Origin of the sequence: Limnohabitans sp. MMS-10A-178, assembly GCF_003063375.1 — a bacterium.
In the GTDB taxonomy this organism is placed as follows: Bacteria; Pseudomonadota; Gammaproteobacteria; order Burkholderiales; family Burkholderiaceae_C; genus Limnohabitans_A.
The window spans coordinates 1,619,218-1,637,998 of the sequence record NZ_NERY01000001.1 but is presented as its reverse complement, the minus strand read 5'-3'; the positions used below and the strand labels follow the sequence as shown (position 1 = coordinate 1,637,998).

General features: G+C 52.6%; 23 protein-coding genes. 14 read left to right on the top strand and 9 right to left on the bottom strand.

The genetic code is table 11. The annotated features are described in order from the left end of the window. Window positions 1-2: 2 nt before the first annotated feature. From B9Z32_RS08160 to xth, 4 genes are all read left to right on the top strand, one after another. The gene (locus B9Z32_RS08160; RefSeq protein WP_108420735.1) at window positions 3-1,427 is read left to right on the top strand and encodes an FAD-binding oxidoreductase; all 1,425 of its coding nucleotides are present in this window, start codon (window positions 3-5) and stop codon (window positions 1,425-1,427) included. A 66-nt stretch (window positions 1,428-1,493) separates the two neighbouring features. After that, window positions 1,494-2,327, top strand: coding sequence for a thymidylate synthase (locus tag B9Z32_RS08155; RefSeq protein ID WP_108420734.1), 834 nt, complete (start codon window positions 1,494-1,496; stop codon window positions 2,325-2,327). Next, window positions 2,327-2,827: a dihydrofolate reductase gene (locus B9Z32_RS08150; protein ID WP_108420733.1), complete on the top strand. Its 501-nt coding sequence runs from the start codon at window positions 2,327-2,329 to the stop codon at window positions 2,825-2,827. The genes B9Z32_RS08155 and B9Z32_RS08150 overlap by 1 nt, the downstream gene beginning before the upstream one ends. A 16-nt stretch (window positions 2,828-2,843) precedes the next feature. Beyond that, window positions 2,844-3,629: an exodeoxyribonuclease III gene (xth, locus tag B9Z32_RS08145; protein WP_108420732.1), complete on the top strand. Its 786-nt coding sequence runs from the start codon at window positions 2,844-2,846 to the stop codon at window positions 3,627-3,629. On the opposite strand, the gene B9Z32_RS08140 is transcribed toward xth, so the two are convergent. Further along, a complete protein-coding gene (locus B9Z32_RS08140) occupies window positions 3,626-4,537 on the bottom strand; it encodes an SDR family NAD(P)-dependent oxidoreductase (RefSeq protein ID WP_108420731.1) in 912 nt (303 codons plus the stop codon). The two genes, xth and B9Z32_RS08140, sit on opposite strands and share 4 nt — an antisense overlap. Before the next feature lie 49 nt (window positions 4,538-4,586). Here B9Z32_RS08140 and B9Z32_RS08135 point away from each other — a divergent pair, with 49 nt between their 5' ends. Together B9Z32_RS08135 and B9Z32_RS14095 are read left to right on the top strand one after the other, a co-directional pair. Continuing rightward, window positions 4,587-5,372 carry an NUDIX hydrolase gene (locus B9Z32_RS08135; protein ID WP_108420730.1) on the top strand — a complete coding sequence of 262 codons (786 nt, stop codon included), beginning with the start codon at window positions 4,587-4,589 and terminating at the stop codon, window positions 5,370-5,372. A gap of 3 nt (window positions 5,373-5,375) precedes the next feature. Continuing rightward, the gene (locus tag B9Z32_RS14095; RefSeq protein WP_146179471.1) at window positions 5,376-5,762 is read left to right on the top strand and encodes a hypothetical protein; all 387 of its coding nucleotides are present in this window, start codon (window positions 5,376-5,378) and stop codon (window positions 5,760-5,762) included. On the opposite strand, the gene B9Z32_RS08130 is transcribed toward B9Z32_RS14095, so the two are convergent. Together B9Z32_RS08130 and B9Z32_RS08125 are read right to left on the bottom strand one after the other, a co-directional pair. Continuing rightward, window positions 5,683-6,672 (bottom strand): tRNA-dihydrouridine synthase, encoded by a 990-nt coding sequence (locus B9Z32_RS08130; protein WP_108421087.1) that lies wholly within the window; start codon window positions 6,670-6,672, stop codon window positions 5,683-5,685. The two genes, B9Z32_RS14095 and B9Z32_RS08130, sit on opposite strands and share 80 nt — an antisense overlap. Window positions 6,673-6,706: 34 nt before the next feature. After that, window positions 6,707-7,225 carry a GNAT family N-acetyltransferase gene (locus B9Z32_RS08125; RefSeq protein ID WP_108420729.1) on the bottom strand — a complete coding sequence of 173 codons (519 nt, stop codon included), beginning with the start codon at window positions 7,223-7,225 and terminating at the stop codon, window positions 6,707-6,709. A 198-nt stretch (window positions 7,226-7,423) separates the two neighbouring features. Here B9Z32_RS08125 and B9Z32_RS08120 point away from each other — a divergent pair, with 198 nt between their 5' ends. The 5 genes from B9Z32_RS08120 to bktB all read left to right on the top strand — a co-directional run bounded on the left by B9Z32_RS08120 (window position 7,424) and on the right by bktB (window position 12,173). After that, window positions 7,424-8,113, top strand: a complete 690-nt coding sequence (locus B9Z32_RS08120; protein WP_108421086.1) for a c-type cytochrome — start codon at window positions 7,424-7,426, stop codon at window positions 8,111-8,113. Then, window positions 8,110-9,453: a cytochrome c gene (locus tag B9Z32_RS08115; RefSeq protein WP_108420728.1), complete on the top strand. Its 1,344-nt coding sequence runs from the start codon at window positions 8,110-8,112 to the stop codon at window positions 9,451-9,453. Before B9Z32_RS08120 ends, B9Z32_RS08115 begins: the two co-directional genes overlap by 4 nt. Window positions 9,454-9,456: 3 nt before the next feature. Further along, window positions 9,457-10,095 (top strand): pseudouridine synthase, encoded by a 639-nt coding sequence (locus B9Z32_RS08110; RefSeq protein WP_108420727.1) that lies wholly within the window; start codon window positions 9,457-9,459, stop codon window positions 10,093-10,095. A gap of 12 nt (window positions 10,096-10,107) precedes the next feature. Then, window positions 10,108-10,866 carry an SDR family NAD(P)-dependent oxidoreductase gene (locus tag B9Z32_RS08105; protein ID WP_108420726.1) on the top strand — a complete coding sequence of 253 codons (759 nt, stop codon included), beginning with the start codon at window positions 10,108-10,110 and terminating at the stop codon, window positions 10,864-10,866. A 122-nt stretch (window positions 10,867-10,988) separates the two neighbouring features. Beyond that, window positions 10,989-12,173, top strand: coding sequence for a beta-ketothiolase BktB (bktB, locus tag B9Z32_RS08100; protein WP_108420725.1), 1,185 nt, complete (start codon window positions 10,989-10,991; stop codon window positions 12,171-12,173). 69 nt (window positions 12,174-12,242) lie between these two features. Here bktB and B9Z32_RS08095 read toward each other — a convergent pair whose 3' ends face one another. Genes B9Z32_RS08095 through B9Z32_RS08085 form a run of 3 tightly spaced genes read right to left on the bottom strand, consistent with a single transcriptional unit; the run spans window position 12,243 to window position 16,019 of the window. After that, entirely contained in the window at window positions 12,243-13,262 is a 1,020-nt protein-coding gene (locus B9Z32_RS08095; protein ID WP_108420724.1) for a methionine synthase, read from the bottom strand. Between the two features lie 2 nt (window positions 13,263-13,264). Beyond that, on the bottom strand, window positions 13,265-14,284 hold the full coding sequence (locus B9Z32_RS08090) for an LLM class flavin-dependent oxidoreductase (RefSeq protein ID WP_108421085.1): 1,020 nt from the start codon (window positions 14,282-14,284) through the stop codon (window positions 13,265-13,267). Window positions 14,285-14,324: 40 nt separating this feature from the next. Continuing rightward, window positions 14,325-16,019: a long-chain fatty acid--CoA ligase gene (locus B9Z32_RS08085; protein ID WP_108420723.1), complete on the bottom strand. Its 1,695-nt coding sequence runs from the start codon at window positions 16,017-16,019 to the stop codon at window positions 14,325-14,327. A gap of 253 nt (window positions 16,020-16,272) precedes the next feature. Here B9Z32_RS08085 and B9Z32_RS08080 point away from each other — a divergent pair, with 253 nt between their 5' ends. From B9Z32_RS08080 to B9Z32_RS08070, 3 genes are read left to right on the top strand one after another with little or no spacing between them, the layout of a single operon-like run. Further along, window positions 16,273-16,869 (top strand): response regulator, encoded by a 597-nt coding sequence (locus B9Z32_RS08080; protein WP_108420722.1) that lies wholly within the window; start codon window positions 16,273-16,275, stop codon window positions 16,867-16,869. 59 nt (window positions 16,870-16,928) lie between these two features. Then, the gene (locus B9Z32_RS08075) at window positions 16,929-17,150 is read left to right on the top strand and encodes a type II toxin-antitoxin system PrlF family antitoxin (protein WP_108421084.1); all 222 of its coding nucleotides are present in this window, start codon (window positions 16,929-16,931) and stop codon (window positions 17,148-17,150) included. A 7-nt stretch (window positions 17,151-17,157) separates the two neighbouring features. Then, a complete protein-coding gene (locus tag B9Z32_RS08070; RefSeq protein ID WP_108420721.1) occupies window positions 17,158-17,556 on the top strand; it encodes a PIN domain-containing protein in 399 nt (132 codons plus the stop codon). Window positions 17,557-17,574: 18 nt separating this feature from the next. Here the strand turns inward: B9Z32_RS08070 and B9Z32_RS08065 are convergent, their stop codons facing one another. From B9Z32_RS08065 to B9Z32_RS08055, 3 genes are read right to left on the bottom strand one after another with little or no spacing between them, the layout of a single operon-like run. Continuing rightward, window positions 17,575-18,060, bottom strand: a complete 486-nt coding sequence (locus B9Z32_RS08065; protein WP_233248136.1) for a hypothetical protein — start codon at window positions 18,058-18,060, stop codon at window positions 17,575-17,577. Further along, window positions 18,057-18,461, bottom strand: coding sequence for a type II toxin-antitoxin system PemK/MazF family toxin (locus B9Z32_RS08060; RefSeq protein ID WP_108420720.1), 405 nt, complete (start codon window positions 18,459-18,461; stop codon window positions 18,057-18,059). Before B9Z32_RS08060 ends, B9Z32_RS08065 begins: the two co-directional genes overlap by 4 nt. Beyond that, entirely contained in the window at window positions 18,461-18,742 is a 282-nt protein-coding gene (locus B9Z32_RS08055) for a hypothetical protein (protein ID WP_108420719.1), read from the bottom strand. Before B9Z32_RS08055 ends, B9Z32_RS08060 begins: the two co-directional genes overlap by 1 nt. Window positions 18,743-18,781 lie beyond the last annotated feature (39 nt).

The window sequence follows — 18,781 nt, the reverse complement described above, 5'->3', positions numbered from 1 at the left end:
AAATGAGTGCTTTGCTAGAAACCTTGCGCCGCATTTGTGGCCATGCCAACGTGCTAACGCACGACGATCCCCAAACCGATCTCAGCGCTTGGGAACAAGACTGGCGAAAACGCTCTCATGGCAAGGCCTTGGCGGTTGTGCGGCCTGCCAACGTGCAAGAGGTAGCGGATGTGGTGAAGGCCTGCGCCAAAGAAACAGTGAGCATCGTGCCGCAAGGTGGCAACACCGGTTTGGTGGTTGGGTCGGTGCCCGATGAATCTGGTCAGCAAGTGGTGTTGAGCTTGCAAAGAATGAACAAAGTGCGCTCTTTGGATGCTGCCAATCTCACCGTGGTGGCCGAGGCGGGTTGTATTTTGCAAACGGTTCAAGACCATGTTGAAAAAGCAGGCTATTTGTTTCCGCTGAGCTTGGCCGCCGAGGGCAGCTGCACCTTGGGTGGCAATTTGGGCACCAACGCGGGTGGCACTCAAGTGGTTCGATTTGGCAATACGCGTGAGCTTTGCTTGGGCCTAGAAGTAGTTACTGCCCAAGGAGAAATTTGGCACGGATTGTCGGGTTTGCGAAAAGACAATACGGGCTACGATTTGCGCAATCTCATGATTGGCAGTGAAGGCACCTTGGGCATCATCACCGCGGCCTGCATGAAGCTTTATCCTCAGCCCGCTGCACAACTCACAGCATGGGCTGCCGTGCCCAGCATGGAAGCAGCTGTGTCTCTTTTAGGCTTGGCGCACGAGCGGTTGGGGGCTGGCCTCACTGGCTTTGAAGTGATGGGCCAATTTGCACTGGGTTTGGTTGACAAACACCACCCGCACCTTCGGGTTCCCTTGTTCAAAGACACGCCTTGGTGCGTGTTGCTTGAGAACTCCGACCACGAGTCAGAGGCGCATGCCCGAGAAGGCTTTGAGGCCTTGATGGAAGCAGCCATGGAGAATGGCTGGGTAAGCGATGCGGTGGTGGCTGAAAGTTTGGCGCAAGCCAAAGTGCTCTGGCAAATTCGCGAAACCATTCCTCTGGCTCAAGCCGATGAAGGCTTGAACATCAAACACGACATCAGCATCCCTGTCTCGCTCATTCCACAATTTGTGGCTGAAACCGATGCCTTGCTGCAAACCAAAATTCCTGGCATCCGTTTGGTCAATTTTGGCCATTTGGGCGATGGCAATTTGCACTACAACGTGCAAGCACCGCAAGGTGCAGATGGCGCAGTTTTTTTGCGTGAGCATGAAGACGAAGTCAACACTTGGGTGTTTGACCAAGTCAAAGCTTTTAACGGTTCTATCAGCGCAGAACATGGGGTGGGTAGCCTCAAAGCTGACAAACTCCCCCACTACAAAGATCCTACGGCCTTGGCCATGATGAAGGCCATCAAATTGGCCCTAGATCCCCAAAACATCATGAACCCTGGCCGAGTGATTAAAATTTAGCCTTTGAGCCAGATTGCATTTGTAGCTCCCGAACAAACCCATTGATCAGCCCATGACCACACGCCCATGACAACACGCCCCATACGCTCGCAATACGAAGATTTCATGCGCCACGTGAACGACCATGGTGTCTTCAAGGCCGATCGCACAGGCACTGGCACCACCAGCGTGTTTGGGCACCAAATGCGCTTTGATTTGAATGAAGGCTTTCCACTGGTCACCACCAAGAAAGTGCATTTGCGCTCCATCATCCAAGAGCTGTTGTGGTTCCTCACGGGTTCTAGCAACAACAACTGGTTGCGCGAACGCGGCGTCACCATTTGGGACGAATGGGCGCGTGAAGACGGCGATCTTGGCCCTGTGTATGGCGTGCAGTGGCGCAGCTGGCCCACCCCAGACGGCGGTCACATTGATCAAATCAGCGATGTCATTCGCACGCTGAAAACCAATCCGGATTCACGCCGCATCATTGTGAGCGCCTGGAATGTGGCCGAGCTGTCCAAAATGGCACTCATGCCTTGCCATGCCTTCTTTCAGTTTTATGTGGCGCCCCCTCAAGAGGCGGGTGGCAAAGGCAAACTCAGCTGCCAGCTTTACCAACGCAGTGCCGATATTTTCTTGGGTGTGCCCTTCAACATTGCCAGCTACGCTTTGCTCACCCACATGATGGCGCAGCAGTGCGATTTGGAAGTGGGTGACTTTATTTGGACGGGTGGCGATTGCCACATTTACAGCAATCACAAAGAACAAGTTGCGCTTCAGCTAAGCCGCACGCCTTATGCTTACCCCACTTTGAACATCAAGCGCAAACCCGCGTCTATCTTCGAATACGAATACGAAGACTTCGAGGTTTTGGACTATGAGTGCCACGCCGCCATCAAAGCACCGGTAGCCGTCTGATGAAGCTCAAGCTCATTTACGCCAGAGCTGCCAATGGCGTCATTGGCTTGAACAACCAAATGCCATGGCACCTGCCTGAAGACTTGGCCCATTTCAAACGCACCACACTGGGCTCGCCTGTGCTCATGGGCCGAAAAACCTGGGAATCAATTCCCGCCAAATTCAGACCCCTACCTGGCAGGGCCAATTTGGTTTTGACGCGTCAAACAAATTGGCATGCCGAAGGCGCTCTGGTGGTCCACTCTTTGGAGGAAGGCATCACTTTGGCACTGGCACATTGCCCCACTGACAAAGACTTGTGGGTCATGGGTGGCGCAGACATTTATGCCCAAGCTGCAGCCATCGCCGACGAAGCCATAGTCACAGAAATTGAGCAGGACTTTGAAGGCGATGCCTTTGCGCCCAAGCTGGGTGCTTCTTGGCATGAAACATCGCGCGAGTCACACACTGCAGCGTCTGGCTTGAAATTCAGTTTTGTCTGCTACCAACGCGCTGCTTGAAAGTCAGTCGATTCTCATGAAACTTGCTACTTGGAATGTCAACTCTCTCACGGTACGACTACCACAGGTGATCGACTGGTTGAAAGCACAAGAGTCTCTGGGTCCAGAGCACGCCATCGATGTGCTTGCTTTGCAAGAACTCAAAATGACGGACGACAAGTTTCCGCACGCTGCATTCACGGAAGCTGGCTACCACTCTCAATGGTTTGGACAAAAGACCTACAACGGCGTGGCCCTCATTTCAAGACAAGAAGGCACTCACATTGTCAAAAACATTCCTGGCTTTGAAGACGACATGTCGCGCGTCATTGCAGCCACTTATGATGATGTGCGCGTGATTGGCGCTTACTTCCCCAACGGCCAGGCCCCCGACAGCGACAAGTTTATTTATAAGATGCGCTGGCTAACTGCCTTGAGACAATGGGTCAAAGAAGACATGGCCAAGCACGAAAATTTGGTGCTGATGGGCGACTACAACATCACCTTTGATGATCTCGATGTGTGGGATCCTGTGGATTTGGCCGGAACCATTCACTGCACCCCCGAAGAACGCGAGCACCTTCAAGGCCTGATTGATTTAGGCTTGCACGACAGTTTCCGATTGTTTGAACAAGCAGAGAAAAGTTTCAGTTGGTGGGACTATCGCGACTTTGGTTTCAAGCGCAACAGAGGCATGCGCATCGATCACATTCTCATCAGCACTGCATTGAAAGCCCGCGCCTCAGCGTGTGTGATCGACAAACTGCCTCGCAAAAACGAGCGGCCCAGCGATCACACGCCCGTGGTGCTCACGCTCAGTTAAGCCTTGTGGGCGGCCATGGCCTTGCCCACTTCCAAACTGCCTTGCCCTGAACCTGATCCTGGCACCAACTCACCTTGGCGGTCTTTCACTTGAGCCATAGCGGCCAACAGCTGCTCGGGTGTGTCTTCTGACATGCCCAAATGTACGCCTTGCGTGAGCGTGATGTTGGCCACCTCAAAGCTGCCCGCACCTGCGCAAATGATGGTTCTGTTGGGCGCGTCTTCACACGCCATGACCAACATGGCGGGCACCACGGCCTGGGGCTCAAGTGCTTTCAAGACGGCTTCGGGCATCAAGCCCTCGGTCATGCGCGTGGCTGCAGTGGGCGCCAAGGAATTGACGCGGATGTTGTATTTCTCGCCCTCAATGGAAAGCGTTTGCATCATGCCGGCCAATGCCATTTTGGCTGCACCGTAATTGGCCTGCCCAAAGTTGCCGTACAAACCGCTGGAAGAAGTGGTCATCACAATGCGGCCATAGTTTTGCGCCTGCATGATGGGCCAAACTGCTTTGGTGCAATGAACGGCCCCCATCACATGAACTTCCATCACCAAACGAAAATCTGAAATTTCCATTTTGGAAAAACTTTTATCGCGCAGAATGCCAGCGTTGTTGACCAAAATGTCAACGCGGCCCCATTTGTCCATGGCTTGTTTGACCATGGCCTGCACCGCCTCATAGTCGGTTACAGATGCGCCGTTGGCAATGGCTTCGCCGCCTGCCTTGATAATTTCGTCCACCACGGCCTGCGCCGCACTGACCGAGCCGCCCTCACCATGCACATTGCCGCCCAGGTCATTCACCAGCACTTTAGCGCCTCGCTTGGCCAGCGCCAGCGCATGTTGCTTGCCCAATCCACCACCTGCACCTGTGACAATGGCGACACGTCCTTGAAAATCAATGCTCATTTTTTACCTCAATCTGATAGCCTTGCAATGTTACTCAATTTAAAGCGCCATGGAAATCTCCTCCAAAATCATTGACACCCCGCCGCGCGATGCCGCCACCGTATTGATGCTGCGTGAAGGCTCATCGGGCTTGGAAGTTTTACTCCTCAAACGGCATACCGACTCCAAGGACTTGGGAGGCGCTTTTGTATTTCCGGGCGGCAAACGCGATGATGCAGATGCCAGCCCAAGTGCCTTGGCCAGCTTAGATCAACCCCTGTCTGCTTTGCATGCTCAATTGGGAGAACCCGACATCGCGCCTGAGCATGCTGGCAGTTTGTTTGTTGCGGCCTTGCGAGAAGCACAAGAGGAATGCGGCCTGCAACTGCGCTGCACAGACTTGAGGCCCTGGTCACGTTGGATCACGCCTCGTAGGCCAGCCATGATGTCCAAACGTTTCGACACACGATTCTTTTTGGCAAGAGCCCCAAGCGCACAAATTGCGATTCAAGACAATCACGAGACAACAGAAATTCTGTGGGCAAGCCCGCGGCAAGCTTTGATGCAATATTGGGCGGGAGACATTCTGTTAGCGCCGCCTCAAATTATGAGTTTGTCTCACTTGAGTCTTTACCAAGGTGTCGACCATGCGCTCGAGGATGCTGCGCAAAGAACACCCCCCGTGATCCAACCAGAGTCCTTTGATGTCGAGGGCATGCGGGTTATTTGCTACCCTGGCGATCCAAGACACTCGGTTCAGGTGAGAGCACTTCCAGGGCCGTCTCGGCTGCACTTCAGAAACGATCGCTTTGAGCCTGAGGGTGGGTTGTCAGAGTTTCTTCATGGCAAGTTGTAGCGCATGACGGCACATCGCTATTTATCGATGTCAAAAGCCATTGCCTACTTGGGCGATGTCCAAAGTGCGCATCAACTCTTGAACACGCTCAACAGCACCCTTCTTCGCGATGAACCCGAGATATCCAGCGCCATTGCATCGAGTCAATTTGATGTGTTGCAAAAGATATGGCATCAACTCAAAGGCTTTGCCCCGGTGTTTTGCCAAGAATCATTGATCGAAGAAATTGCGCAAACAGAGTTGCTTTGCAAACAAATTCAAGCGCCAGAAGAAAGGCTTGCGGCACTGCATGCCAGTGCCACTTTGCAAACTAGCTTGAGAGCACTTCAAGCGGAGGTTGCGGCGCAAATGTTGGCAGCGGCCGCAACAACCAAGCCTCCATCACCTTAGGGTCTTGAATCAGCCTGAGTGTGTCAAATGCCTGCTGCGCTTCAGGGTAATGTCGTCTTAAGTAATTCAGCCATTGCTTGAGTCGTCCAGCGCGATGTCGAGGTGCAACATGCAAGCTCATTCGCCGCCAAAAAATACTCATCAAAGGCCACAGCTGTTCCCAAGAAAACCTTTGCGCCATGTCGGACACAGACAGACCCTGAGCTTGGGCATCGTGAAATTTAATTTCTAGCGCCAGCCCTGGGTTGTTCACCATGCCGCGGCCAATCATGATGTCATTACAACCTGTCACCTCACGGCAGCGTATTGCATCTGCCACTGTCCAAATTTCGCCGTTGGCCACCATGGGCAATTTGACGCACTGCCTCAAATCGGCAATGCGATCCCAATACGCTGGCGGACGGTAACCGTGGGCCTTGGTGCGTGCATGCACCACCAACTGATCGGCACCGGCAGCCTCAATGGCTTGGGCACAATCTTCAGCACGCAAGTCGTCGTTAAAACCCAAACGCATTTTGGCCGAGACAGGCACATGGGGCGGCACAGCACGACGCACCGCCGCCACAATTTGACCTATCAGCTCGGGTTCGTCCAACAACACAGCGCCCCCGCGATGACGATTGACAGTTTTGGCCGGGCAGCCAAAGTTGAGATCAATGCCTGCAGGGTTGAGCTTGGCCAAGCGCGCTGCGTTGGCAGCCAAGACTTCAGGCTCAGAGCCCAACAATTGCGCTCTAACAGGAACACCCGCGTGAGTTTTGCCTTCATTCAACAACTCTGGCACCACTCGGTAAAAGGCCCTTCTCGGAAGCACCGCATCGGTCACACGGATGAATTCAGACACGCACAAATCTATGCCGCCCACACGCGTGAGCGTGTCTCGCAGGCTGTGGTCCAACAGCCCTTCCATGGGAGCCAGCAAAATTTTCACAGCGGCCCAGGTTTTATGTCAACGAACGCTTCATTCGAACTTCTTCGACCTTGACCGTGCCCATGGGCACAGTGCGTGCAGTGTTCATCTCACGCTTGAAACCGGCCAGTTCATGAAAGCGCACTGTGCGTTCGTTCAGTAAAGGCACCCAAATGGTTACATCGGTGCAATCTTCTTCGAGCAAACCTTCGCGAGCAGCATCCCACAAAGCCAAGCCCACACCTTCACCCAAACGATCGGGGTCGGCGTAAATAGCCCAAATTTCGCCAGTGGTGTTTTTAGATTTGGGATCGCGCGAGCGGTCGTATCCCACAAAACCCACAATGCTGTCGCCTTCCAAGGCCACCAACACTTGAGGCTCACCATATTCAATGGCCTCTTTCCAGTAAGACACCCGCTTGGCCATGGGCGTGGCATCCCAGTGTGCATCAGGTACCCGGCCTGCATAGGCGGCACGACTGGCGATCAAATGCAGGTTCGCAACTTCAGCCGCCTCTTTTTTGGTGGCAAATCGAACTTCAAAATCAGACATAAGCAATGAAATAAAGAGTCACAAAACCCTAGATTGTCGCCTGAACTGAAAATCTCTGGATTTCAATCGAGGCAGAGCCATTAGAGGGCTCTTTTCAGGGTATCTTTAGGCATGTCCTTGAATTTTGCATTTCTCTCTTGGCACCTGCCAAAAATACCCAAGGTCTTGTTCTTGGGTTTCTTAGCAGTCCTTCTTTTTATGCTTGCCCAAACTGCTTTCGCTCAGGGCAAATCTTTCAAAGACGACATGGCAGAACGAACCCGAGCCTGTACGGCCTGCCATGGCGAACAGGGCCGCGCAGGCCCCGATGGTTATTACCCTCGGCTTGCTGGCAAGCCTGCGGGGTACTTGTTCAACCAACTGAAAAACTTTCAAGAAGGCAGGCGCCACTACAACCTCATGACCCGCCTGGTCGACCCCCTGTCAGATGCCTACCTGCAAGAAATGGCGGTTTATTTTGCCAACCTCAAGTTGCCTTATCCGCCAGCCGTGCAACCCAAAGAACGCGCATCGGATCGCGTCTTGCAGCAAGGTAAAAAATTGGCCTTAGAAGGCGACAGCAGCCGCGGCGTGCCGGCTTGCAACACTTGTCACGGTGCCCAACTCACAGGCGTGCAAGCCAATGTGCCAGGCCTCTTGGGTTTGCCACTCGATTATTTAAACGCCCAACTCGGCGCTTGGCAAACCCTTCAGCGCAAAGCCGCATCTCCCGATTGCATGCGCGACATTGTCAAGCAACTTAATTCAGAAGATTTGGTGGCTGTTGCCACTTGGCTGTCCACGCAAAACATGCCCTTGAATTCTTCACCTGCCCTCAAAATGGCAGAGCCACTCAAAGCACCTTGGCGTTGCGGCAGCGCCCCTGAACTCTCAAAGGTGCAGCCATGATGTTTCCAGCTCATTTTTGGCGAAACTTTGCCATCCTGTGGGTGGCCATTGTGGGGCTCTTGGGCACCGCCATCTTGCTCGACAACCACCAAGACATTTGGACAAGCGCCACAACACCCAAAAGCAACATCAGCAGCAGCGACCTCAGTGAGGTCGCGCTGGTTGCCAAAGGCCAAGAGCTTTTAATTCTTGGCAATTGCATTGCGTGCCATACAGATCGAGGCGCAGCACCTGGGGCAGGCGGTCGTGCGTTTGAGACGCCTTTTGGCAAGGTCTACAGCAGCAACATCACCGCCGATTCACAGCACGGAATCGGTCAATGGGACACCCAAGATTTTTGGCGTGCATTGCACCACGGCAAATCCAAAGATGGACGATTGCTCACGCCCGTTTTTCCATACCAACACACCACCCTCATCACGCGCGAAGACAGTGATGCCCTGCTGGCAGCTTTGAAAAAATTGCCCGCTGCAGCCAATGCCAAACCCATTCCTAAACCTTCAGAGACTTTAGATTGGCCCTACGGCACCGCTGTGGCCATTGCTGTGTGGCGGAGTTTGTTTTTCACACCTGGCACCTATGTGCCAGAGTCTCGTCAGAGCGCTGAATGGAACCGCGGTGCTTACATTGCGCAAGGTTTGGCACATTGCGCAGCCTGCCACAGCGAACGCAATTCATGGGGCGCATTGAGCGCAGTCAATGATTTTTCAGGCGGGCTTTTGCCAGTACTCAATTGGTATGCGCCTTCGCTCACAAGCGCCAAAGAAACTGGCTTGGCAAGCCAAAGTGTGGCAGACATTGCACTTTTTTTAAAGGCAGGGCAAAACGACCAAGCTATCGCAAGTGGCCCCATGGCGGAGGTGGTGCAGCACAGCACGCAGTACTGGCTCGATTCAGACCTGAATGCGGTAGCCACCTACCTCAAAGACATGGCCAGCAAAGCGCCGCAAATTGCACTCAAGGCCTCCTCCGAATCAATGAAGAAACCAAGCACTTCAGCCAGAGTGTTGAGCCAGGGCGCCAAAATTTACGAACAGCATTGTGAGCAGTGCCACCAAGCCCAAGGGCAAGGCGTTCCTGGCGCCTATCCTGCACTCGCCAACAACCGCGCCATTCTCTTGAATGACCCCACCAATTTGGTTCAAAGCGTTTTGTATGGCGGCTACCCTGCCGCCACCCAACTCAACCCACGACCCTATGGCATGCCGCCTTACATCCTCGACTTAGACGATCGTGAAATTGCAGCCGTTCTTACCCACTTGCGAACTCAATGGGGCAACCAAGCGGCAGAAGTCACGCCTCTGCAAGTCAATCGGATTCGCTCACTCCAAGGTCGATGAGCCGTGTCTGCCTTGGATTTGGTTTATGTGGATGATCAAATCATCGTTCTGAACAAAGCTTCAGGTTTACTGAGTGTGCCAGGACGAGGCGAAGACAAACAAGATTGCTTGATCACCAGAGCCCAACAAGAATGGCCCGATGCCCTTACCGTGCACCGCCTCGACATGGCGACGTCGGGTCTCGTGGTGATGGCCAGAGGCCCCGAGATTCAACGCGTTTTAAGCCAAGCTTTTGCACTCAGAGAGGTGCACAAAACCTATGAAGCCATCGTGGCAGGTTTGCCCAATGTTTCAGAAACCTGGCACGACATTCAATTGCCGCTGATCATCGATTGGCCCAACCGACCAAGAAGCAAAGTGGATTGGGAACAAGGCAAACCAAGTCACACGCAATGGCGCGTCAAATGTCATTTGCCACTTGATCACGCCACCCGAGTTGAGTTGAAACCCATCACGGGTCGAACCCATCAACTCCGTCTTCATATGATGGCCATCGGGCACGCCATTTTGGGCGATGCCTTGTACGGCTCCCCCGAAGAAATAGCCAAAGCCCCCCGCTTGCTGCTGCATGCCCGTGAATTGCAATTGAAACACCCAGTTACGGCAAAATGGATGGCTTTCGAAAGTAGCGTTCCTTTTTAAAAGAAAGAAATCATGTCTCAGCATCTCTACATCCTTACTGGTGGTTCTCGCGGCATGGGCTTGGCCATTGCAGAGCAGCTGCTGCAAGCGGGCAACACGCTCATTTGCATTTCTCGCAACAAACAAGCAAGCCTGCATGAAAGCGCGCAAAAAGCAGGCGCACATTTGGAACAATGGACGCACGATTTGGCCGATGGTGCCACGGCCAGTTTGGCCCTGCAGAAGTGGCTAGAGGCACAAGACGCCAAAACTTACGCCAGCGCCACCCTGATTAACAATGCGGGCGTCATTCCCAATATTGGCCCATTGAGTCAAGCCGACCCTCACAACTTGGCCATGGCTTTGCGCGTTGGCTTAGAAGCGCCCATGCAGTTGTGCGCTGCCTTTTTAGGCGCTACAGAAAACTGGATCATGCCGCGCAAAGTGGTGAATATTTCCTCCGGTCTGGGCCGGCGCGCTATGGCTTCTCAGGCCGGCTACTGCGCCGCCAAGGCAGGCATGGACCACTTCACACGTTGCCTAGCGCTCGATGAAGCGCTTAAACCCCATGGCGCCAAGGTGACATCCTTGGCACCCGGCGTCATTGATACCGATATGCAAATTCAATTGCGCAGTGCAGACCCTGAAAAATTTCCAGATCAAAATGGCTTCCAGCAACTCAAGTCAACAGGTCTACTGACCTCCCCAGAGGAGGCCGCAAGCAGAATTTTGAATTACATTGCGCGTACCGACTTTGGCAGCAACCCTGTGAGCGATGTTCGCGATGCTTAAATTTAGCTTGATACGTTCTTGATACGTTCTTGATACGATTAAGACCGAATTTTTATCAGCCCCCTGTCGTCATTTTTCATCAGAGTTTGGGGTTCTATTTTTTGAAATCGAAGGAGAATTAAATGAGCCGTGAAGTAGTCGTTGTCAGCGGTGTGCGCACCGCCATTGGTACATTTGGTGGCAGCTTGAAAGACATTGCGCCCACAGAGTTGGGCGCACAAGTGGTGCGTGAAGCCCTTAAGCGTGCCAATACAGAAGGCAAAGATGTAGGTCATGTGGTGTTTGGCCATGTGGTCAACACCGAGCCCAAAGACCTTTACTTGTCGCGAGTGGCCGCCATCAACGCGGGCTGCTCCGAAGGCACACCTGCATTCAACGTAAACCGTCTGTGTGGTTCTGGTTTGCAAGCCATCATCTCAGCCAGCCAGTCCATCTTGTTGGGCGACGCAGACGTTGCTGTTGGCGCTGGTGCAGAAAACATGAGCCGTGCGCCCTACGCCAGCTTGAGCAACCGTTTTGGCGCACGCATGGGCGACACCAAAATGATTGACATGTTGTTGGGTGCACTGCACGACCCCTTCCACACCATTCACATGGGCGTCACTGCTGAGAACATTGCAGCCAAGTGGGGCATTACGCGTGAAGACCAAGACAAATTGGCGGTTGAAAGCCACAACCGCGCAGAGCGGGCCACACAAGCCGGCTATTTCAAAGATCAAATCATGCCGGTCATGCTCAAAACTCGCAAAGGCGAAGTGGCCTACGAAACCGATGAGCACTTTCGCCCTGCTTGCACCATGGAAGAGCTGGCCAAACTCAAGCCTGTGTTTCTGAAAGAAAACGGCACCGTCACAGCTGGCAACGCCTCAGGCATCAACGATGCCGCCGCCGCTGTGGTGCTGATGGAAGCAGGCGCTGCCAAAGCGCGCGGTGTCAAGCCATTGGCCCGCTTGGTAGCCTATGCACATGCCGGCGTAGACCCCAAGTACATGGGCATTGGCCCAGTGCCCGCCACACATCTGGCCCTCAAAAAAGCAGGCCTCAGTGTGAACGATTTGGATGTGATTGAAGCCAACGAAGCCTTTGCAGCACAGGCCTGCGCCGTGACACGCGACTTGGGTTTAGATCCCGCCAAGGTCAACCCCAATGGCTCCGGTATTTCTTTGGGGCACCCCATTGGGGCCACAGGCACCTTGATCACGGTCAAAGCTTTGCACGAACTGCAACGCATCCAGGGCCGGTATGCCTTGGTCACCATGTGCATTGGCGGTGGGCAAGGCATTGCAGCCATTTTTGAACGCATGTAATCACTGGTGTGCGTTCAACAAAAAGGCCATCTTGCGATGGCCTTTTTTATTCATGCAATTTCAAACTTTTCAGCGATAGCGCTCACGTGCAATTCGTGCACCTTCGGCCAAAGCTTGTAGTTTTTTCTCAGCCACTTCACGGCTCATAGGTGCCAAGCCGCAGTTGGTGCAAGGAATGATGCGAGCCTTGGGCACAAACTGAAGCGCGCGGCCAATGGTATCTGCCACTTGCTCGGGCGTTTCAATCACATCGCTGGCCACATCAATCACACCCACCATCACATCTTTGCCTTCCAGCAAAGCCATCAGATCCATGGGCACGTGCGATTGGAAACACTCCAAGCTAACCTGTTGAATGCTGCTCTTGGCCAAGGCTGGAAATACTTTTTCGTATTGGCGCCACTCATGGCCCAAAGAGTTTTTCCAATCGATGTTGGCTTGAATGCCGTAGCCGTAGCAAATGTGAACAGCTGTGGTGCAGGTGAGGCCCTGCGCAGCACGCTCCAAGGCTTTCACACCCCAATCGGCTGCCTCTTCCATGTAAACATTGAAAGCTGGCTCGTCGAATTGAACAATGTCAACGCCGTCGGCTTGCAGTGCCAAAGCTTCTTGATTCAGCAACTCAGCAAAGGCCATGGCCATTTTGACTTTGTCGCCATAAAAGCGATCGGCCACCGTGTCGACAATGGTCATGGGGCCCGGCAAGGTGAACTTCAATTTCTTCTTGGTGTGTGCGCGTGCCAGTTGCGCTTCAAAGGCATGCACACGACCTTTTAAGCGCAAGGGTGCAACCACCTGCGGCACTTGCGCGTCGTAGCGATTGTTGCGAATGCCCATGGTTACTTTGTTTTCGAAGTCAATGCCTTCTACTTGCTCTAGGAAACCATGCACGAAGTGTTGGCGCGATTGCTCGCCATCGCCCACCACATCGAGGCCTGCATCTTCTTGCGCCTTGATCCAAAGCAAGGTGGCGTCGGCTTTGGCTTGCTTCAGGCTATCGCCTTGCGCCATCCATTTGGGCCAAAGCTTGTTGGTCTCGGCCAGCCATTCGGGTTTAGGCAAACTGCCTGCTATTGCGGTTTCAAACATGCTTATGCTCCTGAAAATATTGAGGGTTTTAAATTAAATTCTTGGGCCAACAGTGCGTAAGAATGCGTCTGTGCCTTGGGGTCATAGGTCCAGGTAATGACAGCCAATTCATCCAACTCAAGCCGTGTGGCAACGGCTCTTAACTTTTCGGCTACTGTTTTGGCGCTTCCCACAAAGGCATTGGCCTTCAGTGACTGTAGCGCCATTTGTTCAGCGGGTGAGTAATCGCGGTCTGCTTGCTCGGGGGGCAGCATGGGGCCAATGCGACCCAAATTTCGGTCCATGCGCCAACGTGCTCGGCTCTTGAAAAGATGCCAGGCTTCTTCGTCAGTGTCTGCTGCCAAAGCCCAAACACACAAGGTGGCCTTGGGCCGCTCAAGTCCCGCGCTGGGTCTGAAAGTCTCACGGTAAATTTGCATGGCTTGGTCAGCACCCTGCCCGTCGGTAATAAACCAAGCAAATGCATAAGGCAGACCCAAATGTGCTGCCAATTGAGCGCCGTAGTCAGAACTGCCCAGCATCCAAACATCAGGCGATGTTGATGATTGTGGGTATGCAAATACACCATGTCCGGGGTGACCCGCAGGCAAAGGCTGCCCTTTGACCCACGCTTGCAATTCCATCACCTGCTGGGGAAAGTTTTCACTGGCATACCGATCGGGGTTCAAGAGCTGCGCTGTTTTGCCATCACTGCCAGGCGCACGGCCCACACCCAAATCTATTCGTCCTGGCGCCAAAGCATCGAGCACCCTGAATTGCTCGGCCACTTTCAAGGCGGCGTAGTGTGGCAGCATGACACCCGCACTGCCAATGCGAATGCTGCGAGTTTGGGTGGCAATGGCGGCCATGAGCACTTCAGGTGCCGTGCCCACAATGCTGGGGTGCGCATGATGCTCACTGACCCAGAAACGCGAATAGCCCAAGCGCTCCGCCTCAATGGCAAGCGCTAAGGTTTGCCGAATAGACTCATCTTGCCCTCGGCCGGCCATGGCCACCGATTGATCCAACACAGTGAGCTTCAGACCCATGCTGGCGTCTTTCGCAACATCAACAAACAATACATCAAACCTTGGTCATTTCTGCTTCTTGCAATGCGCGCCACATTACCTTGCCACTGCCACTTTTGGGCAGCGCATCGATGAACTCTACCACTCGCGGCACTTTGTAAACCGCCATGGTGTCTCGGCACCAGTCGATGATATCTTGCTCGCTCACTTGGCCCTTGTGAGTGCTGCGCAGTACCACCACCGCCTTGACTGATTCACCTCGGTAGGCGTCTTTGGTGGAAATAATGCAGGCCTCTTGAATAGCGGGATGCTTGAACATCAAGGCCTCCACTTCGGCAGGCCAAACCTTGAAACCACTGGCATTGATCATGCGCTTTAAGCGGTCGGTCATGAAGAAATAGCCTTCTTCATCGATGCGGCCCATGTCGCCCGAGCGGAAGAACGATTTGCCATCGCGCTCAAAAAAGGCACTGGCAGTTGCCTCGGGGCGCTTCCAATAACCCTTGAAAATTTGCGGCCCCGACATCACAATTTCACCCGACTCGCCTTGCGGCAACTCTTTCAGAGTTTCTGGATCGACCACCCGTGCATCGACGCTCATGAACGGAATGCCCAAACATTGTTTTTTGGGTGCATCGGGCGGGTTGGAGTGCGAAGGTGCCGCCGTTTCTGTGAGCCCATAGCCTTCAATGTAGCGCAGGCCAAATTGTTCTATCAGGCGTTGTGCAACAGCTTCTGGCATGGCAGCACCGCCGCCGCCAATGTTTTGCAAGCTGCTCAAATTAAACTGCTCCAAGTTGGCGCTGCCCAACAAGTCAATGACCATGGTGGGAATGTTGGTCCAGTGCGTCACCTTCCATTTGGAAATAAGCCGCCCAGCCAAATCTCTGTCCCAGCGTGGCATCAAAATGAGCGTTGCGCCCAAGAAAATAGTGGCATGCATGACACTCACCATGCCAGTAATGTGAAACATGGGCACAACGCACAAGCATTTGTTTTCAGGTGTGCCATTGGCCCACAAGCCACTGGACATGGCGTTGTGCATGATGGTGCCATGCGTGTGCATGCAACCTTTAGGCAAGCCTGTGGTGCCGCTGGTGTAGGGCAACACAGCCAAATCTTCCGATTGGGCCGTGACGGGGCCAAGAGACACTTCACCCTTTAAGGCCGACGCCCAAGCATGCACTTGCCCACCTTCAAGCGCTGGCAAAGGGTGCACCGTGGTGAGCCAGTCGTGCCAATTGGCCGGCATTTCTTCGGGCCCGGTGTTGACGGGGTCAAAAGCATCAGAGAATTGGGTCACCAACAAATGCTGAAGGCGCTGAGCTGGGTCTAGGGCATTGCTGGCAGCCGCCAATTCTGGGGCTAAATCTGCTGTGGTCACAGCCACCTTGGTATCGGGGTCTAGGATGTAATGCTTCAACTCTTCTATGCGGTTCATGGGGTTGACTGGCACCACCACGGCATCGAGTCGCAAAATAGCAAAGTGCGTGATCACCAGTTGGGGACAGTTTTGCATGTCCAACACCACACGGTCACCCTTTTGCACTCCCATCTTGCGCAAAGCTGATGCCACAATTTCAGCTTCAAGCTGCAATTGCGCATAAGTCCATGTTCTGCCCATGAACACCAGAGCCACTTTTTGCGGGTAGCGCAAAGCGCTGATCTGCAAATTCATCCACAAAGATGTTTGCGGCGCCGTCAGTTGGTTCGGCAGTCTCTTAGGCCAAAAAGCATGGTGGGCGGGCATTCAGTGTGTCTCCAACAGAATACTTAAATGGGCATGGGCAAGTGCAAGGTGAAAGTCAGGTCAGTGCATTGGCAAAAGCCATTTTGCACAAGGGATGCTATACGGGTATGAGCGGATGGAACATCCCCAGAGTCCCTAAGGAGACGGTTTAGGGCCAAACTTGTAAATTCTTCGAATGAAAGTGAATGTATGCGTTTGCAAGCGTGCATGAAGGTAATTCACGCTAAATTGGGGTTTTACAAAGAAGATATGCATGGCACATCAAACCACCCCCGCTTGCTGTGGCACCAGCAAAGCCGCTGAACTTCTTCAACTGTCAGTCGGCACGGTCCAAAGTTTGGTCGACAAAAACATCCTTCATGCCTGGGTCACGCAGGGCGGTCATCGCCGCATCTCCCTCGAATCCATTCAAATTTACCAATCACAGCAGCAAAAGTTGCCCGCTGTCGAGCGCCTCATGAACGACAGGCTTCGCGTCATGGTGGTCGACGACGATGCCGTCACCCGCCATCTGCTGCAAGATACTTGCCTGTCTGTTCACCCCCAAATCGACTGCTGTGCCATGGCCTCCGCCATCGATGCATTGCTCCAATTGCCCGTGTTCAATCCGCATGTCATGCTGATCGATTTGCTCATGCCAGAGGTCGATGGCTGGGAGTTGGTCAAGCGGGTTCAACAGCAAAAAAAATTCGCCAAGCTTCAAATCCTCACCCTCTCTGCCCTTAGCGAAAACGAACTGCAAAGCCGAGGAGGCCCGCCCCAAGGCTCACAATTTATTGCCAAACCAGTCGATTTGGGATGGCTGCGCGGGTATCTGCTGGGTTTGCTGGCGCCTCAGGCTTGGGTATAGATGGACAGACACAAATTCCAACATTATCATTACCAAACTTTATAAAGTAAGGAATGAAAATGGCTAACTCAACACTCACTAGCAAAGGGCAAACCACCATCCCCCAAGATATTCGTGAAGCCGCAGGTCTTAAAACAGGCGCAAAACTCAAATGGTGTGTCACACCAGATGGCGTACTCATCGTCAGAGTTAAGTCACAGTCAATCGAGTCTCTAGCGGGAGCTATCAAACTCCCAGATGGCAAAAAAATCACCCTGCAAGATATGAATCCTTGGAAATAATTTTTGAATGGCCGCCATAGACACCAATGTACTTGTGAGATTCCTCATTCAAGATGATGAACAACAGGGCCACTTAGCAAAAAGTCTTATCCACCAATTATTGGCAGAGGGTGAAACTCTGTTTATTGCTGTCACTGTGCTGCTAGAGCTTGAATGGGTTTTACGCTCAAATTTTTTATTCAACAAATCACAAATTATTGAACTATTGTCCAATTTGCTTTCCACTCAAGAGTTGAAATTCGAATCAGAATCATCTGTCGAAATTGCGTTGGAGCTCTTTAGAAATCATCCCGCAGATTTTGCGGATTGTTTGCACATTTCTTTGGCTCATCGAGCTGGCCATTCTCCGCTCTGGACTTTTGATAAAACGGCATCCAAGGTACTTGGTGCCAAGCTATTGAAATAAACAGAGTCTTTGAGAAAATTAATTTTCAAACCGATACTTCAGCTGAAAACTTACTGCACCATACAACCTGTCTTTCAGGGGCGGCACCAACATCACATTCAGGCCCAATTGCTGAGTCTCCCAGCTCACGACTGGCAACACAGCAGGAAACCAGCCACCGTCAAAGGCTTTGGGATAGCCATTGAACACCCCGCCCACCACGCCAAATTTAAAATTGCCCTCGCGCCACGGTTGGTAATAAGTGCCTAAATAATTGGAGTGCGCGTTGTTGCTGTTGATAAAGCGACCTGCTGTGAGAGCCCAAGTGTCGTCTAGTTTGTACTCAAGACCAAGACCCGGGTTGGCATTTCGCAAACCTTTCTGGGTATCGAAGTGAGCTGAATAAAACCCAGCGTTCACCCAAATCTTGCTTAAGTTTGTTTCTGCAAGAACGGCACATGGCGCTAAAAGAGCAAAGCAAACATAAACAATTTTTTGGAAAGATGGCGTTCGAAAAAGTGTCATTGTGTTGTTGCCTTGTAAGCGGTTGATGCAACTTTAACCATGGATGGATGCAAGGTACCCAGCTTGGGATTTTGTCCGTGAGGTGCATGAGGCGGCACGGAAAACCATTCTTGATTGAATGGCAAAGAAAGAATGGTTCTCAAATCGAATTTTGTATCAAAACTGAGTCCAGCCATTGCATAGGCTGCCGGGTTGTCTATTTGGGTGATTTGAAATTCACCGCTGTAAATCCGGTTTAATTTTTGACTCGTACCATAGGCCACGCTCACAAAAATAAGGTCTGCGTTATCCATTTGTACATCAATCACAAGGGCAGGCATGGGTTTGGGTTGTGCGTGAATCAAGTCTGGAAAACGACACCACACAATGTCTCCTGCATCAGGCTCTGGCCACCTCTGCATCAAGCATTTTCCCTGTCGAAAAGGGTACTGCGAATTTTGGTCAGCTTGGTTTTGGGGGCCAACTTTTTAATTTGATTCAATTGCGTCTGGGTGAGAGCACCTTCGTCGGCTTCATACTGAGGCAGCAATTTGACTGCCAACTCACGAAGCGCCAAATGGATAACTTGTGTTTCATCTACACCCAGCGTCTCAGCCAACCTTTTGGTGGTGATGCGTGTCACGCCATTGGCACTGTCGTAAGGTCTGAAGCGAAAAGCAATTTGGGCAGGTGCTGAACTCATAGTGAATGGCTCGATTGAATTGATATCTTTAAGATATCA